The 16,484-nt window shown below is 35.4% G+C and carries 15 protein-coding genes; 10 read left to right on the top strand and 5 right to left on the bottom strand.

Translation table 11 applies throughout. The annotated features are described in order from the left end of the window. Positions 1–32: 32 nt before the first annotated feature. Positions 33–2,264 carry a TonB-dependent receptor gene (locus tag DHD80_RS15495; protein ID WP_251742369.1) on the top strand — a complete coding sequence of 744 codons (2,232 nt, stop codon included), beginning with the start codon at positions 33–35 and terminating at the stop codon, positions 2,262–2,264. A 55-nt stretch (positions 2,265–2,319) separates the two neighbouring features. Here the strand turns inward: DHD80_RS15495 and DHD80_RS15500 are convergent, their stop codons facing one another. Genes DHD80_RS15500 through msrA form a run of 3 tightly spaced genes read right to left on the bottom strand, consistent with a single transcriptional unit; the run spans position 2,320 to position 3,827 of the window. Continuing rightward, on the bottom strand, positions 2,320–2,625 hold the full coding sequence (locus tag DHD80_RS15500; RefSeq protein WP_251742370.1) for a hypothetical protein: 306 nt from the start codon (positions 2,623–2,625) through the stop codon (positions 2,320–2,322). A 47-nt stretch (positions 2,626–2,672) separates the two neighbouring features. Next, a complete protein-coding gene (folE, locus tag DHD80_RS15505; protein ID WP_251742371.1) occupies positions 2,673–3,269 on the bottom strand; it encodes a GTP cyclohydrolase I FolE in 597 nt (198 codons plus the stop codon). 3 nt (positions 3,270–3,272) lie between these two features. Further along, positions 3,273–3,827, bottom strand: a complete 555-nt coding sequence (msrA, locus tag DHD80_RS15510) for a peptide-methionine (S)-S-oxide reductase MsrA (RefSeq protein WP_251742372.1) — start codon at positions 3,825–3,827, stop codon at positions 3,273–3,275. Positions 3,828–4,002: 175 nt separating this feature from the next. Here msrA and DHD80_RS15515 point away from each other — a divergent pair, with 175 nt between their 5' ends. The 9 genes from DHD80_RS15515 (at position 4,003) to DHD80_RS15555 (ending at position 14,614) form a co-directional block, all read left to right on the top strand. After that, a complete protein-coding gene (locus tag DHD80_RS15515; protein WP_251742373.1) occupies positions 4,003–6,408 on the top strand; it encodes a DUF5916 domain-containing protein in 2,406 nt (801 codons plus the stop codon). A 52-nt stretch (positions 6,409–6,460) separates the two neighbouring features. Then, positions 6,461–7,120, top strand: a complete 660-nt coding sequence (locus tag DHD80_RS15520) for an ABC transporter ATP-binding protein (protein WP_251742374.1) — start codon at positions 6,461–6,463, stop codon at positions 7,118–7,120. A 10-nt stretch (positions 7,121–7,130) separates the two neighbouring features. After that, a complete protein-coding gene (locus DHD80_RS15525) occupies positions 7,131–7,901 on the top strand; it encodes a TIGR02757 family protein (RefSeq protein ID WP_251742375.1) in 771 nt (256 codons plus the stop codon). A 51-nt stretch (positions 7,902–7,952) separates the two neighbouring features. Continuing rightward, the gene (locus DHD80_RS15530) at positions 7,953–9,173 is read left to right on the top strand and encodes a GAF domain-containing sensor histidine kinase (protein ID WP_251742376.1); all 1,221 of its coding nucleotides are present in this window, start codon (positions 7,953–7,955) and stop codon (positions 9,171–9,173) included. Between the two features lie 61 nt (positions 9,174–9,234). Beyond that, positions 9,235–10,437 carry a GAF domain-containing sensor histidine kinase gene (locus DHD80_RS15535; protein ID WP_251742377.1) on the top strand — a complete coding sequence of 401 codons (1,203 nt, stop codon included), beginning with the start codon at positions 9,235–9,237 and terminating at the stop codon, positions 10,435–10,437. A gap of 42 nt (positions 10,438–10,479) precedes the next feature. After that, positions 10,480–12,381: a BatA domain-containing protein gene (locus DHD80_RS15540; protein WP_251742378.1), complete on the top strand. Its 1,902-nt coding sequence runs from the start codon at positions 10,480–10,482 to the stop codon at positions 12,379–12,381. Then, complete coding sequence (locus DHD80_RS15545; RefSeq protein WP_251742379.1) at positions 12,378–13,631, top strand: dihydroorotase; 1,254 nt, start codon at positions 12,378–12,380, stop codon at positions 13,629–13,631. The genes DHD80_RS15540 and DHD80_RS15545 overlap by 4 nt, the downstream gene beginning before the upstream one ends. Positions 13,632–13,634: 3 nt before the next feature. Then, entirely contained in the window at positions 13,635–13,958 is a 324-nt protein-coding gene (locus DHD80_RS15550) for a hypothetical protein (RefSeq protein WP_251742380.1), read from the top strand. Beyond that, positions 13,958–14,614: an alpha/beta fold hydrolase gene (locus DHD80_RS15555; RefSeq protein WP_251742381.1), complete on the top strand. Its 657-nt coding sequence runs from the start codon at positions 13,958–13,960 to the stop codon at positions 14,612–14,614. Before DHD80_RS15550 ends, DHD80_RS15555 begins: the two co-directional genes overlap by 1 nt. Here DHD80_RS15555 and DHD80_RS15560 read toward each other — a convergent pair. Continuing rightward, positions 14,611–15,093, bottom strand: a complete 483-nt coding sequence (locus tag DHD80_RS15560) for a hypothetical protein (RefSeq protein ID WP_251742382.1) — start codon at positions 15,091–15,093, stop codon at positions 14,611–14,613. The genes DHD80_RS15555 and DHD80_RS15560 overlap by 4 nt on opposite strands. Before the next feature lie 7 nt (positions 15,094–15,100). After that, the gene (locus DHD80_RS15565) at positions 15,101–15,874 is read right to left on the bottom strand and encodes an MBL fold metallo-hydrolase (protein WP_251742383.1); all 774 of its coding nucleotides are present in this window, start codon (positions 15,872–15,874) and stop codon (positions 15,101–15,103) included. Positions 15,875–16,484 lie beyond the last annotated feature (610 nt).

Genomic DNA, 16,484 nt, shown 5'->3' on the forward strand with positions numbered 1-16,484 from the left:
GTAAAAGAGAATTAATTATTTAAAATACAATCATGAAAATTTATTTTTTTGGATTACTGCTTTTAGCAGTAATACCATCATTATACAGTCAACATACTTTAAAAGGCATAATTACAGATGCTGCTACACAAGAACCGGTATTTAACGCCAATATTTATTTGCCTCAGGTTGAAAAAGGGAGCATGAGTGACCTCGAGGGTAATTTTACCATTCAAAATCTACCTTCAGGTAATTATAAGATCCTTGTTTCCATTCTGGGATACGAAACCTATTCTTCAACGATAACGATTCCATCTGAAAATTTGAATATTAGCCTCAAACCCACGGCAATGGAAATGGAAGAAGTGATCGTCTCTACACCTTTTCATCAATTACAAAGTGAAAATGTGATGAAGGTAGAGAGGGAAAGTGTTTCAGAATTAAATAAAAAGGGTGCCATCACGCTTGCCGATGGAATTAGCCAAATTGCAGGAGTAGAAAGCGTGACCACAGGAATTGGAATTGGAAAGCCGGTAATACGTGGCTTAAGTTCTAACCGGGTATTGGTATATACCCAGGGCGTACGTTTGGAAAATCAGCAATTTGGAGATGAACATGGGCTAGGGATAAGCGCTAAGGGGATTTCCAGTGTGGAAGTAATAAAAGGCCCGGCTTCTTTACTTTATGGGAGCGATGCTATTGGCGGGGTACTGTATTTAAATCCTGAAAATTATGCCCCTGCAAATTCATCTAATGCAGGATTAAATACAGATTATTCCAGTAATACCCTGGGTTATCAAACAAGTTTAATGGCTAAATCTTCTGGTGAATTCTGGAAGTTTTTGACGCGGGGAAGTTATACAGCGCATAGTGATTATAAAACCGGCAGCGATTATCGTGTTACCAATACCAGATTTAATGAAAAGGATCTAAAAGCCGGAATTGGTTTTCAGAAAAATAATTACAAAGCTGATTTACGCTATAACTATAATAATAGCGACATTGGAATTCCTGAAGAATTAGGCGCTCAAACCTTAACCAAAGATCCTCAACTTCCCTATCAGGATTTGCAGAACCATATTCTTAGTTTAGAAAACCGACTTTATTTTGGAGAATCTGAGCTTAATCTTAAGATTGGTTATCAGTTTAATGACAGGAAAGAGTTTGAAGAACACGCTGGGGAGGAAGATTCTTTGGAGGAGGTTGAAACCCCCGCCTTAGAAATGCACCTGGAAACATTTAATTATAACCTGAGATTTAATTTTCCGGAAAAAGGGAGGTTTCAAACGATTGTGGGAACTCAGGGAATGTTTCAAACTAATAAAAATTTAGGTGAGGAAATTTTGATACCCGATGCACAAACTATTGATTTTGGTATTTTTTTAACCAGTCATTATCATGTTGAAAAATGGGATTTCCAGGGAGGTTTGCGTTATGATCTTCGGGATTTAGATACAGAGCAGTTTTCTACAGAAGGCAATGATATAATACCTGGAATAGAAAAAAATTATAATTCTTTCAATGCAGCTTTAGGAGCCAAATACCAGTTTGATGAAGGATTAAATGTAAGGCTCAATCTTGCTAGCGGATTTCGAGCACCAAATATTTCTGAACTCACTTCAAACGGAACTCATAATGGGGCCAATCGCTATGAAATTGGGAATTCTAACTTGAATAATGAGCAAAATTTTCAAATAGATTTGGCTATGGAATTCCGCAATGAACATTTTGAAGCTTTTATAAATGGTTTTCATAACGCGGTGAACGATTATATTTACATCGCTCCTACAGGCGAAATCATAGACAATGAGAATGTTTACAGTTATACACAGAAAAATGCAAATCTCTATGGTGGTGAAGCTGGTATCCATATTCATCCCCACCCATTAGACTGGTTACATTTTGAAAGTAGTTTTGAAACAGTAACCGGAAAATTAAATAGGGATACATATCTTCCATTTATCCCTGCAAATAGCATAAATAATATGTTAAGGGTTGAATTCGCTCAGGGCGATTTATTTACGGAAAAATTTGCCTTTATTAGATTGCAAAGTACAATGGATCAGGAACAGCCCGGTAATTTTGAAACCAGAACGGGAGGTTATAGTTTGCTGAGTTCAGGTTTTGGTACCAGTTTAGTACTTTCAACAGGAATCCTTTCTATAAATATCTCCGGAAATAATTTACTGGACAAAGATTACGTTTCACATTTATCCAGGTTAAAACCGGATGGAATCTCCAATATTGGAAGAAATTTCCAGGTGTCCCTGAATTGGGATATCTAAAATTAAAAAGGCTGCCTGTAACGGCAGCCTTTTTAACATAGGTGTTAAGGGTAGATTAATATGCTTCCACTTCGATAACCTGTGGTTGTTGTTCAGGCACTTTTTTCCAAACATGTGTATATATATACATGAGTGTAAATGATGGAATTACATCTGTAAATGGTAAGATCTCTTCTATAAATACTAATACAGATGCAATTTTACCTTGTTTCCCGGGATACATTTCCTGCATTTTCTTTGCGGCATAAGGTGCCCAAAGTATATCCAAAAATGGTCCTATGAGCGGAATTCCAACAGTTGCCATACCCACAGCGTCGTAAAAAAGTCCTTTTATAAATTTTTTATTGTTTAAAAGTTTCATGTTTCCTGAATTGGTTCAATAACGAAAAGCAAATAAAATGCCAAAGATTATTTGAGGTCTGAGCTTATTAGTTTTAAAAATTCATTTCTGGTTTCAATTTCCTTAAACTGGCCACGAAAACCCGAAGTTGTAGTTGCAGAATTTTGTTTTTGAACACCGCGCATCATCATACACATATGTACGGCTTCAATCACAACAGCAACCCCCTGGGGTTTCAAAGTTTTATTCAAACATTCCAAAATGTCATGGGTTAACCTTTCCTGAACCTGTAGCCTTCGGGCAAAAACATCTACCACTCGGGGCAATTTGCTAAGACCTATTATTTTGCCATCAGGAATGTAAGCAATATGGGCTTTCCCAAAGAAAGGCAACATATGGTGCTCACATAATGAATACAATTCAATGTCTTTTACCACAACCATTTCATCGTAATCTTCATTAAAAATGGCTTTGCTCAGAATTTCTTCTGCATCCATTTCATAGCCCTGGGTTAGAAATTGCATGGCTTTGGCCGCTCTTTCAGGGGTTTTTAGAATACCTTCCCGGTTTGGATCTTCACCGACTCCGGTAATAATATCCTTAAAATTATTTTTTAGTTGATCTGTGGTTTCTATATCGTATTCTTCAAAAAATTTATAAGACATTATTTATTTTACTTTTAATTTTTCTGAAAATAATTTATTCAATTTCGCAATTTTGGGATCTATAATATACTGGCAATAGGGTTGCTGCCTATGCTGATTGTAGAAATCCTGATGTTCCTCCTCTGCTTTGTAAAAAGTCTCTGCTTCAGTGATCTCTGTAACTATAGGTTTACCTTCGAAAACATTCTGTTCCGTAAGTAATCCCACAACGTCCTCTGCATCCTTTTTTTGAGTTTCAGAATGATAAAATATAGCGCTTCGATATTGCGTACCAACATCATTTTGTTGACGGTTAAGGGTTGTAGGATCGTGCGTGGCAAAAAACACCAATAAGATATCTTTAAAACTTATGGCTTCAGGGTTAAATTTAATTTCAATAGCTTCTGCATGTCCGGTCCTCCCCTGCACAATTTCTCTATAAGCTGGATTTTTTATAGTTCCACCGGTGAAACCTGAAGTAACACTTTCCACTCCCTCCAATCTTTGAAAAACCGCTTCTGTACACCAAAAGCATCCGCCGGCAAGCGTTGCGGTTTCCAATTTATTCTGAATTTTCAAAGTACTATTTATTTTTGTTGATCAAATTTAAATTTTATTTAAACGAATAAGTTTGGTTTAACTTCATTTTATCAATTTTTGTTGGTCTTTCGAAATGCGCAGACTATTTTTGCGGAATCCATAATTTCCAGCCTTAAAAATGCCAATTCGCTACCTATTTTCAATTATATTTATTTTGATATTTTTTGGCAATTCTTCTGCCCAAAAGACTTCCGAAAGAAAAGTCTTTCAGGTTAGCAGAATTACTTCGGAACCAGAAATTGATGGAATTTTTAACGAAGATATTTGGCGAAACCTCCCATCTGCCGAAAATTTTGTGATGGTTGAACCCGGTGATGGCAAATCGATTCCTGCCAGTCATGATACTAAAGTGCAAATTGCCTATAATGATGAGGCAATCTTTTTTGCAGTGAGATTGTTGGAAAATGAACCCAATGAGCTTGTAAAACAATTTACCCAGCGGGATAACCTTCAGCAATCAGACTTTTTCTCAATTGATCTTAATACCTACGATGACGGTGAAAATCAAACAAGATTCATAGTTACGGCCGCCGGCACCCAGGCCGATGCGAAAATGACCGGAGATAGGGAGGATTATAGTTATAATGTTGTTTGGGAATCTGCAGTTTCAAGAGATGATGATGGCTGGTATTTGGAAATTAAAATTCCGTATGCTGCTTTACGTTTCCCTGAAGCAAAGCAGCAATTGTGGGGAGTTCAATTTTCAAGGAAAATAACCCACCTAAATGAAACCTATGTATGGAATTATATTGATAAATCGGTTGGACAGGCCAGTCAATACACCGGGCTTCTCACCGGAATTGAAAATATAGATCCCCCGGTGCGTCTTAGCTTTTATCCCTATTTATCTTCGGCGGTAGATTATTTTGACGTCGATACGCAATTTAATTTTAGTGCCGGGATGGACCTCAAATATGGCATAAACGAATCGTTTACACTGGATATGACCCTGGTGCCCGATTTTGGTCAAACTGCCTATGATGAAGTTGAATTGAATTTGGGGCCTTTTGAGCAAATCTTTGGAGAAAACAGGGCATTCTTTACCGAAGGCACCGAGCTCTTTACCAAAGGCAATTTATTTTATTCCCGAAGAATTGGTAATGCACCCATTGGTTTTAACAATGCGCAGGATGCTACACTTGAAAATGAACGAGTTTTAGAAAATCCTTCCAGAACCGATCTTTTAAATGCCCTGAAAATTTCCGGGCGTACTCAAAGCGGTCTCGGAGTTGGATTTTTTAACGCAGTTACCAATTCTGCTGAAGCCTCTATTTTAGATACAATAACAGGGATCCAGAGAAAAATAAAAACCGAACCCCTGGCTAATTATAATATTTTGGTGCTGGATCAGCGTTTTAATAAAAATTCATCGATCTCGCTGGTAAATACAAATGTTACCCGGGATGGACATTTTAGAGATGCGAATGTCTCCGCATTCTTGTTTGATATTTTTAATAAAAAGAATTCTTATAATTTCTCCGGACAGGCAACTATGAGCAATGTGAATTTCCCGCAACAGAATATCACCGGTTTTGCTTCAGAATTAGAAATTGAAAGAACCAAAGGGAATATTCGCTATGGTTTGGAACATGAATTTGCGAACGAGACCTATAATATTAACGATCTTGGTATTAGCCAGATCAATAATTTTAATAATATAAGTGCCTATACTTCGTACCAGATTTTTGAGCCTCAGGGAATCTTTAATTTCTATCGAATTGAAGTGTATGGCCAGCATTTAAGAAGATACAAACCTGATATTATGGTGAATACAGGAATGGGTGGTGGATTTTTTGCTTTTACAGCTTCCCGCTTTGCTTTTGGGGGAAATATAGATGTGAATTCAAAATTTCGGGATTTCTTTGAAACCAGGACCGCAAATCGTTATATCACCTATAAACCAAGTACGTTTGCCAGAGGATTTGTCTCGTCAGATTATCGAAATCCCTTCGCTTATGATATTAAGGCTGAATATCAGCATTACTTCAATAGTGAATATAAAGAGTATGAATTGAATATCGAACCTCGCTTTAGGTTCAATGATAAATTCAACATGGTTTATGAATTTCAAATTGGACTGGAAAAAGGCCGGCCCAGTTTTGTTGGAAAAAGTTCTGGAGAAATTATTTTCGGTTTAAGAGATTTAAAAAGTCTTGAAAATAGTCTTCGGGCAAATTATAACTTCAGCACTAAGCAGGGAATCAATTTAAGTTTTAGAAATTTTTGGTCTACAGCAAATTTTTCCGAAGATAAATTTTCCACGCTTCAGCAAAATGGAAATTTACAGGCTTATAATAATGATGATTATAGTGAGGATAGAAATCCCAACGCTAATTTTAATATCTGGAATTTAGACCTTAGTTATCGCTGGCAATTTGCACCAGGAAGCGAAGCCGTTTTACTGTATCGAAATTCTATCTTTAATCGCGATGCACTTAGTAAATTAAGTTATCGCGAGAGTCTGGATAATTTATTTGCTCAACCGGCAAGACATAATTTAAGTTTGCGCGTGGTCTATTTTGTGGATTATAATCAGTTGAAAAACTTATTCCAGAGTTAAGCTTTGCGGAATGCCTGCAAATTGGCTATTTTCGGGATTCTAAATTTTGCAGATGATAATTGCTAAAAATATCCATAAATATTACGGTGACCTTCATGTTCTTAAAGCTGTGGACCTTCACATTAAAAAAAGTGAAATTGTATCAATAGTTGGAGCTTCCGGAGCAGGGAAAACTACCTTGCTTCAAATTTTAGGTACTTTGGATAGGCCGGCTAAAAATGAGCAGTCTCAATTGGAGATTAATGGCATTGATATTTACGGTTTAAAATCCAAGGAACTTTCCAAATTCAGAAATGAACATATTGGGTTTATTTTTCAGTTTCACCAGCTTTTACCAGAGTTTACTGCAATTGAAAATATTTGTATCCCGGCATTTATAAAAAATACCTCGAAAAAGGAAGCGGAAAAGCGGGCGAATGAGTTACTCGGTTTTTTGGGTTTGCAAAATCGGGCGTCCCATAAACCCGGAGAATTAAGTGGTGGGGAACAACAAAGGATTGCCGTGGCCAGAAGCCTGATCAATAATCCGGCGGTGATCTTTGCCGACGAACCTTCAGGAAATCTGGATAGTGAGTCTGCTGAAAATTTACATGAATTATTTTTTAAACTTCGGGACGAATTTGACCAAACTTTTGTGATTGTCACCCATAACGAAGAACTCGCAGATATGGCCGATAGAAAACTTACTATGGTGGATGGTAAGATCATTTAAAATCTAATTTTTGAAAAGAGACGAAGTAAAAGCATTTTTGGATTACAAAGCCCAACAGTACAATAATCCCAACTTTATTGAAACCGATCCAATCCAAATTCCGCACAGATTTTCCAAGAAAGAAGATATCGAAATTGCCGGTTTTTTAACTGCCACTATTGCCTGGGGCAATAGAAAAAGTATTTTGAACAATGCAGATAGGATGATGCAGATGCTGGATCATGCTCCTTATGATTTTGTTATAAACCACTCAACTTCTGATCTGGAGAACCTTAATGGTTTCGTACACCGTACATTTAATGAACGTGATCTTAAATATTTCATTATAAGCCTTAGAAATATTTATCAAAATCATCATGGACTGGAAAATGTCTTTTCTGAAAATGCTTCGGATACTTCAATACAAAAATCCATTCATCATTTTAAAAAATTATTCTTTAGTCTGCCGCATGAAAACAGAACTCAAAAACATGTGAGTGATCCATTAAAAAATTCCGCAGCAAAAAGAATTAACATGTACTTGAGGTGGATGGTTAGAAAAGATCAAAACGGTGTAGATTTTGGTATTTGGCAAAAATTAAAACCCTCTCAATTGTCCTGCCCCTTGGATGTTCATTCCGGGAACGTGGCCAGGAAATTGAAAATTCTCCACCGGAAACAAAACGACGCCAAGGCATTGAATGAATTAGATACTTATTTGCGAAGTCTAGATGAATTTGATCCGGTAAAATATGATTTTGCCCTGTTTGGGCTTGGAGTATTTGAAAAATGGAATAAATAATGCAAATATTCACTCACCTTTACCTACTTTAACCAATTATATTAAAATTTAGTGATTAAACCAGCCTTTCCTTCTAATGAAAATCAGCGACTTAAGTCGTTGGAAGATTTAGATATTTTTAAAAGCATTCCAGAAGAGAGTTATGATAATATTACACGCCTCGCCTCTTTTATTTGCGAGACACCCATTGCTTTAATTTCTTTGGTAAATTCGAACGAACAGTGGTTCAAATCTAAAGTTGGAGTAGATTTTACAGGTGGTGAACGTGAATTATCCTTTTGTGGACATGCTATTTTAGAACCGGAAAACATCATGGAAGTACAGGATACAACTAAAGATTTACGTTTTATCGACAATCCTTTTACTCATGAGGATGGTCATGGAATAAAATTTTATGCTGGTGTTCCTTTAAGGAATGAAAAAGGTGTCGCTCTGGGTACTTTGTGTGTTCTGGATAGAAAAGCTCATAAGCTTACAAATGACCAGTTATATGCATTGAAGGCTTTGGGAAAACAGGTGGAATCATTATTCGAGTTGAGACGAAAGAATATTCAATTAGAGAGAGCTACAAAAAATCTTAACGAAACAAATAGCGTTTTAAGGGAATTTGCCAGTAATGTATCCCATGATCTAAAAATGCCCCTGGCCAATATGATCCTCACTTCAGATTTTCTTAAGATAAAGTACAAAGATCTAATGGACGAGGAAGGTTTGGAACGTTTAAATTACCTGAAGCAAAGCGGCTTGAAGCTAAGTGATTATATATCGGGATTGTTGGAGCATTACTCGAGTTCCAATTCCAGTATACCAACCTATGAAGAATTTTTCCTGAATGATATTTTAGAAGATATTATAGATTTACTACAAATTGCAGAAGATTGTGAGATTTCTATTCCAGATCACAACCTTAAAATTTATGCGAATGAGGTTGTTATTGGGCAAATCTTTATGAATTTAATTAATAATAGCCTAAAATATAATAATCAGGAGAAAATTATAATTTCAATTGACTGTGTGGAAAATGAAGAATTTTTCACTTTTAGCGTGAAGGATAATGGAATTGGTATTCCCCCTGATAAACTTCCTTTCATATTTGATCTTTTTGCTATTGTTGGTGATAAAGACCGAAAAGGTAAGACTGGGCACGGGATTGGACTTTCTACCGTTAAAAAACTGGTTACCGGAATTGGCGGGGAAGTGCATGTTGATTCTGAAGTTGGTGTAGGAACACAGTTTACTTTTACCTCTAAGAAAGCCAACCTATTAGATTAGCATTTTTTTATAATATTCCAATTATTATTTAGATATCTTTAGTGTCGATTCTATGGGGGAAATGCCACACAAAACAGTACCATTTAACGAAAAACTAAGGCTTGCTGCACTCAAAGAGTATGCAATCTTAAACTCAGGACCAGATCAGGATTATGACAGCCTAACTTTCTTAGCTGCCAAACTCTGCAATGCCCCTGTTTCCAAGATTAGTATTGTAGATAGTGAACGTATTTGGAATAAATCTACCTATGGAGCACAAATTTCTGAGATCTATCGCAAAAACTCATTCTGCGATTATGCAATTCATAGTGATAAAGATATTGTAATTCTTAAAAAGTCTCAAAACAAAGGGATTTTTGATCGGGCTAAGGGGATTTACGATAGGGAGTTTTCTTTTTATGCCGGTGTACCACTTCATAGCCACCAGGGTCACGCCATTGGTGTACTTTGTGTATTTGATACTGAAGAACGTGATATTGATGAGAACCAGAAAAAAGGTTTAAAAGCACTTGCAGATCAAACCCTTAATTTATTTGAATTTAGAAAGCAAAAACGAAAGCTATATAAAGTTCAAAATAAACTGAAGGAAAAATATGGAGAATTGGAAAAATTTTCAAGTCTAGTTTCCCATGATATAAAAAGCCCCCTGGCAAATATTATCTCTTTAAGTGAACTTTTGCGTGAAGAGAACCGTGGGAAATTTGATGAGGATTCAGAACAATATCTTGAGTTTTTGGTAGATGCATCCTATACCCTTAGAAATTATGTGGATGGTATACTAGGTTTTTACCGAAGTGATCATGTATTAGAAAGGGACCATGAGAATGTAAATTTAAAGAAATTATTAAAGGGTATTGCTGATCTGTTTCAGGTTGCAGATGATATTGAGATCAACTATCCAGATGACGTAATGCTTCACAACGTAAATAAAGCTGCACTTACGCAAATTTTTATGAACCTTATTGGTAATGCTTTAAAATACAATGACAAGGAAACTCGAATTGTTAATGTGGAATTCAGCAAAGACGCAGAGTTTTATAATTTTAAAGTGACAGATAATGGGATGGGAATTCCGCAGGAAAAATTCGATCAAATCTTTGAATTATTTTCAACTTTAGACAATACAGATAGGGACGGAAATGTGGGAAGTGGGATTGGCCTTGCAACAGTTAAGAAGTTAGTGGAATCTTTAGATGGTTCCATATCTATTGAATCAAATCCAGGCAAAGGAAGTTCCTTTAATTTTAGCATTAGGAGAATTTAAGCTCTTCAGGATTTTCTATATTTGAGAAATCATTTCCTGAATATGCAATTTCAACATCCGGAATTACTTTATGCGCTTATTCTTCTCGTAATCCCGTTGATTGTTCACCTTTTTCGCCTTCGGAAATTTCAAAAGGAAGATTTTACTAATGTAAAATTTCTGAAACAGGCCATTCAGGAGACCAGAAAAAGTGCAAAACTCAAAAAATTTTTAATCCTATGTACCCGCCTACTCCTCCTCGCCTGCCTGATTTTGGCCTTTGCACAACCATTTATTCCATCTAAAAAAATATCAAAAGAAGATTCTAAAGTTTTAATCTATCTGGATAATTCCTTGAGTATGCAGGCCCGTATAAATGGTTCTTCCCTCCTAGCTTCAGCAGTGAATGATCTTTATGAAAATTTGAATAATGAAAGAACCTATTCTTTGATCACGAATAGCCGTGAATTTTATGAGGTCTCGGGTTCAGAATTAAAGCAGGAAATTCAAAATATCGACTTTACTTCTGAAAAAATAGATTTTAGCGGCCTTAATTTAAAGGCTGGCTCTTTCTTTCGAAATTCAACTTTCAAAAATGAACTGGTGATCATTTCAGATTTTCAATCAAATCTTTCAGAAGTGAAAAATGATTCACTGGAGCGAAATTTTGTAATCACCAATATTCTTCTAAAGAACGCGAACCGAAATAATATTAAAATTGATAGTGTATATCTGGAAAATATAGATCCGGAAAATTTCAATCTTTCAGTTAAAATTAGTGCAAACTATGAGGCTTCCCCTACTTCAGTGTCTGTTTATGACGGTGAACAATTATTAGGAAGGAATTCAGCTAATTTTGAGACTGGAGAACAACAACTACTCAATTTCAGATTAAATCAGGATAGTATTACCAACGGGATTGTGGAATTAGAAGATTCGAACATTGCCTATGATAATAAGATTTTTTTTAGTTTAACCAGGAAATCACCTGTACAAATTGGGATTATTGGAGATGCGCCTTCTAATTATTTAAATCGAATTTTCACGAAACCTGAATTTGACATTAAAAGTTATTCGCCCAATCAGATTGATTTTGATGTTTTCTCCAATGCAAATCTTTTGATTTTGAATGAAGCCAAAAATATTTCAGCTTCGCTAAAGACAAATATTGAAAATACTATTTCAAATGGTGCCAGTCTTATTTTTATTCCAGCATCAACTTCTGAAAATTCGAATAATTTTGGATTTAACTTCGGGAATAAAGCCAGCGGTCAGAAATTAATAACAACCATAAATTACGAAAGTCCGCTCCTTAGGGATATTTTCGATGAACAAACTCAAAACTTTGAATATCCTTCAGTTCAGGAAAATTTACAATTAAGAGGTGGAAGATCCATTTTACAATTTTCAGACAATGCTTCATTTCTATCTGCCCGGGATAATGTGTATGCATTTTCAGCCCCTATAAATTCAAATAATAGTAATTTTCAGAATTGTCCTTTGATCGTTCCTATATTTTACAAAATAGGTTTGGAAGCATTAGCTCAACCAAAGATTTATTATTCTCTTGGAATAGAAAATACGATTGATGTTCCTGTAAAGATTAACAATGACGAGGTTTTGGAAATTTCGAACGGAGAAGAAAATTTAATCCCACAACAAAGGAATTATAACCATAAAGTTCAAATTTCTACGGAGCAATTAAATCTTAAGCCGGGAACTTATAAGGTTTTGCAAAAAGATTTACCTGTTGGCAGGATAAGTATGAATTACGATAGAACTGAAAGTGAATTACCTTACCTGGATATGAGTGAGTTTAATTCAACTAAAATTCACGAAACCGTCGATGATTATTTTTCAAAAATGAAAGCTGACACAGAAATTACCTCGCTTTGGAAATGGTTTGTTATTTTTGCGCTTATATTTTTAGGAATTGAAACACTTCTATTAAAATTCTTCAAATGAAAATACTCTTAAAATCTGTTCAAATTTTTGATGAGAATTCCAAATTCAATAATTCGAAAAAAGATATTTTGATTGAGGATGGAAAGATAAAGAAAATAGATTCTTCCATAAAAGTAAAGACTGATACAGAGATTGCTCTTGATGGGCTTTCCGTTTCACCGGGCTGGTTTGATAGCAGTGTAAGTTTTGGGGAGCCTGGTTTCGAAGAACGTGAAACTATCGCCAATGGCCTGGACACCGCGGCTAAATCTGGATTTACGGCGGTAGCTTTAAATCCCAATACGCAACCGATTTTAGATAATTCCGGAGCAATTGCTTCGGTTAAAGCTAAGTCTGCAGGACATCCAGTTACTTTATACCCCATCGGTGCCTTGACCAGAAATGGTAAAAATAAGGATTTGGCGGAGTTACTGGATATGCAGGATGCCGGGGCGATAGGATTTTACGATTATAAATCTTCTATTTCCAATGCTAATTTGCTGAAAATTGCCCTGCAATATGCCCAAAATTTTGATGGCCTGGTACAAAGCTATCCGCATGATCTTTCAATTTCAGGTTCTGGAAATGTAAATGAAAACAGGAATAGCACCTATTTGGGACTAAAAGGCATTCCTAATTTAGCCGAAGAATTGAATGTGATAAGGGATTTATATCTTCTTGAATACACCGGTGGAAAACTTCATATTCCAACCATATCTACACAAAAATCTGTTCAGCTTATTAAAGAGGCCAAAAAGAAAGGTTTGGATGTAAGCTGCAGTGTAGCCATTCACAATCTATTTTTAACTGATGAAGAATTAAAGGAATTTGATTCTAACTCCAAGGTTTTACCCCCTTTAAGAACTGAAAAAGATAGAAAAGCATTAATCAAAGGTTTAAAAGAGGGCACCATAGATATGGTAACCAGTGATCACAATCCCGTTGATATTGAGCATAAAAAAGTAGAATTTGAAAATGCCATGTTTGGGACTATAGGTTTAGAGTCGGCTTTTGGGGCGCTAAATACACTATTTTCTACGGAAGATTCGGTGAAGTTTTTAACTGCCGGAAAAGAACGATTTAAAATAAAAAAACATTCAATTGAAGAAGGTGCAATGGCCGATTTTAGTTTATTCCTTCCAACTGAAGAATACAAATTTAGAAAAGAGCACATTTTTTCAGCTTCAAAAAACAGTATTTTTTTAAATAAAAAACTGAAAGGCAAACCGATTGGAGTTATAGCCAATGCCCAAATTCTAATTCAGAAATAAATTATGAGTGAACGCAATTCACCAAAAACTACGGCTATGGTGGCCTATTTGACTATAATTGGGACCATCATCGCTTATTTTATGAATCTGGATAACAAAGATAAATTTGCCAGTTTTCATATTCGCCAGGCATTTGGAATCCATATACTTTTCTATGTTATTGGGGCTTTAATCGGAATTTTTGATAGTGCCCTCATAGTGGGTGCATTTTATATTTTTTTCATCGTCCTTTGGGGATATGGACTATTTACCGCAATTTCAGATAAAACAGAACCCGTTCCAATCTTAGGTCCCCTTTTCCAAAAATGGTTTAGCTCAATAACTTAATGACAGCAAATTTTTCCCTACAACACCTCGTTCGTGAACCCAAAATTAAAACTGAAAAATCCCCGGTACTAATTATGCTTCACGGCTATGGCAGTAATGAAGAAGACCTATTTTCATTTGCCAGTGAATTACCAGATGAACTTTTAATAATTTCAGCAAAAGCGCCCTACCCTATGCAACCTTATGGAAATGCGTGGTATACAATTCACTGGGATACTCACAACGGGAAATTTAGCGATAATGAACAGGCAATAGAATCCCGGAATCTTATTAAAGATTTTATAAGTGAAGTCAAGCAGCATTATCCTGTTGATCCAGATAATCTTACTCTTCTAGGTTTTAGCCAGGGAACTATCTTAAGTTATGCCGTTGCGCTTTCTTATCCTGAAATTGTTAAAAATGTGGTGGCGTTAAGTGGATATATCAATCAGGATATATTAAAAGAAGATTTTGAAAATAATGACTTTACAAAATTGTCGTTTTACTGCTCCCACGGTTCACAGGATCAGGTAATTCCCTTAGCCTGGGCCAGGAAATCCAAACCTTTTTTAGATGCATTAAATATTGAAAATAAATATTCTGAATTTCCCGTGGGCCACGGCGTTGCGCCCCAAAATTTATTAGAAATTATCCAATGGCTTAAAGAGAAAATTTAAGATTGCGGATAGAGAAAAGATTTTTCTGTAGTATAGGTTATGGTGCCATCATCTTCCACTACGTAGGTTATAAACAATTCTCCCCAGTAGGTTCCATCGGTAAAATCTGCCAAAATCCATTTATGATTAAGCACCTTCACCTTATTGATTTTCATCGTTCCGTTCATTCCATCAAAAGGGACTGATGAATTATCTATAGTTGCCGAATTCTGATTGATAAGATCCTCTTCTAATTTTACTTGTAGTTTTTCAGGATCTATGCCCCTATTTTCAAAATAAGTATAGGCACTTTCATTATCCTGAAAAGAAAAATAATCCTCATTATCCATGTTACTTTCGACAGTTTCAGAAGATTCAATATCTGATGCCGCAAGCTTAGTTTCCAGGCTTTGAATTCTTTGTTCTTTCGAATCTAAAATCTTTTTGTCATTTACATAAATAAAAATGACAAAAAGCATTGAAAAAATGAAAAGATACATGAAGATTTTACTGCGCATTTGATATTTCTATTTTTAAATTATCATAAGCCAGATAGACATTTTCAGGTAACCTGGCCTGTACTTCATCATGAAATCCCATCATATGGCTTATATGGGTGAGATATGCTCTTTTCGGATTTACCAGCCTTATGAATTCCAAAGCTTCTTCCAGGTTAAAATGAGAATGATGCGGTTTAATTCTCAATGCGCTAACTACCAGTGTATCAAGATTTTTTAGCTTTTCTATTTCCTGATCTTCGATAGACTTTAAATCGGTTAAATATGCAAATTGCCCTATTCTGAAACCAAAAACCTGCAGCCTATTATGCTGAAATTCTACCGGTATAATTTTTAAACCTTCAAATTCAAAAGGCTTATTGGTAATCTCATGTACCTTAACCCCGGGAGCTCCGGGATATTTATTTTCCGTAACAAAGATATAATCAAACCTTTTACTCAACGCATCAATTACCCGTTTATGGGCATAAACAGGAATATCTCCCTGCCTAAAAAAAAATGGTCTAATATCGTCAAGACCTGCTGTATGATCATTATGTTCGTGGGTATAAAGAATGGCGTCCAGATGTTTGACGTGATTTGAAAGCATTTGCTGTCTAAAGTCTGGACCACAATCTATAAGAATATTAAACTCATTCCAGGAAACTAATACAGACACCCTTAAACGTTTATCTTTTGGGTTATTGCTAAGACACACGGGATGATCACTCCCTATAATTGGAATTCCCTGAGATGTTCCTGTACCAAGAAAAGTAACTTGCAATCGGTCTAATTTTAGCATTGCAAAAATGCGAAAAAAAGATACTTCTCACAATTGATTGGCTATTATTCGAATTCTATTTTAATAAGCTAAAAGATTGAATAGCGATGCCGAGGATAAGAATAAGAAGTAGTTTAAGCCCGGAAAGAAAATTAAAAGTTAGAACCGATCTTTGAGCAATAAATTTTTTCTGTTTAATTCTATTTCTTTCTTCCAGAGAGTTAATCAGAAATACAAACGCAATCACATTAAACACTAACAACCCGATAATTAATCCCATGTTTACCTCTTCTATTAAAGGAAGTATGGTAATACTCCCACATTTATTCCCACAATTGAGAATCCAACTACATTTATAACTTTCAGATTAATTGATCTAAAAGATCGATCAATTAATTTTATAAATTTAATTTTTCCTACCTTTCATAAAACCTAAACTATTGTTAATAAATCTTTTATAGTATTAATTATAGGATATGGGTTATTTAAGATGAATTTTATAAGAATTACTTACAGAAATAATTTGAACTATCAAAGATTAAAGAACTTCGGTTAAGTGATTTTTTTTTGGGTAAGATGTAAGTTCACTCATATATTCAAATTCATGGAATAG

This window comes from Gramella sp. AN32 (assembly GCF_023718305.1).
In the GTDB taxonomy this organism is placed as follows: Bacteria; Bacteroidota; Bacteroidia; order Flavobacteriales; family Flavobacteriaceae; genus Christiangramia; species Christiangramia antarctica.

What these genes read in the sequence shown, in the direction of transcription:
- DHD80_RS15500 (WP_251742370.1), bottom strand. Translation starts at nt 2,625, where the DNA reads ATGAAACTTTTAAACAATAAAAAATTTATAAAAGGACTTTTTTACGAC.
- DHD80_RS15550 (WP_251742380.1), top strand. Translation starts at nt 13,635, where the DNA reads ATGAGTGAACGCAATTCACCAAAAACTACGGCTATGGTGGCCTATTTG.
- DHD80_RS15520 (WP_251742374.1), top strand. Translation starts at nt 6,461, where the DNA reads ATGATAATTGCTAAAAATATCCATAAATATTACGGTGACCTTCATGTT.
- DHD80_RS15555 (WP_251742381.1), top strand. Translation starts at nt 13,958, where the DNA reads ATGACAGCAAATTTTTCCCTACAACACCTCGTTCGTGAACCCAAAATT.
- DHD80_RS15540 (WP_251742378.1), top strand. Translation starts at nt 10,480, where the DNA reads ATGCAATTTCAACATCCGGAATTACTTTATGCGCTTATTCTTCTCGTA.
- folE (WP_251742371.1), bottom strand. Translation starts at nt 3,269, where the DNA reads ATGTCTTATAAATTTTTTGAAGAATACGATATAGAAACCACAGATCAA.
- DHD80_RS15560 (WP_251742382.1), bottom strand. Translation starts at nt 15,093, where the DNA reads ATGTATCTTTTCATTTTTTCAATGCTTTTTGTCATTTTTATTTATGTA.
- DHD80_RS15545 (WP_251742379.1), top strand. Translation starts at nt 12,378, where the DNA reads ATGAAAATACTCTTAAAATCTGTTCAAATTTTTGATGAGAATTCCAAA.
- DHD80_RS15495 (WP_251742369.1), top strand. Translation starts at nt 33, where the DNA reads ATGAAAATTTATTTTTTTGGATTACTGCTTTTAGCAGTAATACCATCA.
- DHD80_RS15535 (WP_251742377.1), top strand. Translation starts at nt 9,235, where the DNA reads ATGCCACACAAAACAGTACCATTTAACGAAAAACTAAGGCTTGCTGCA.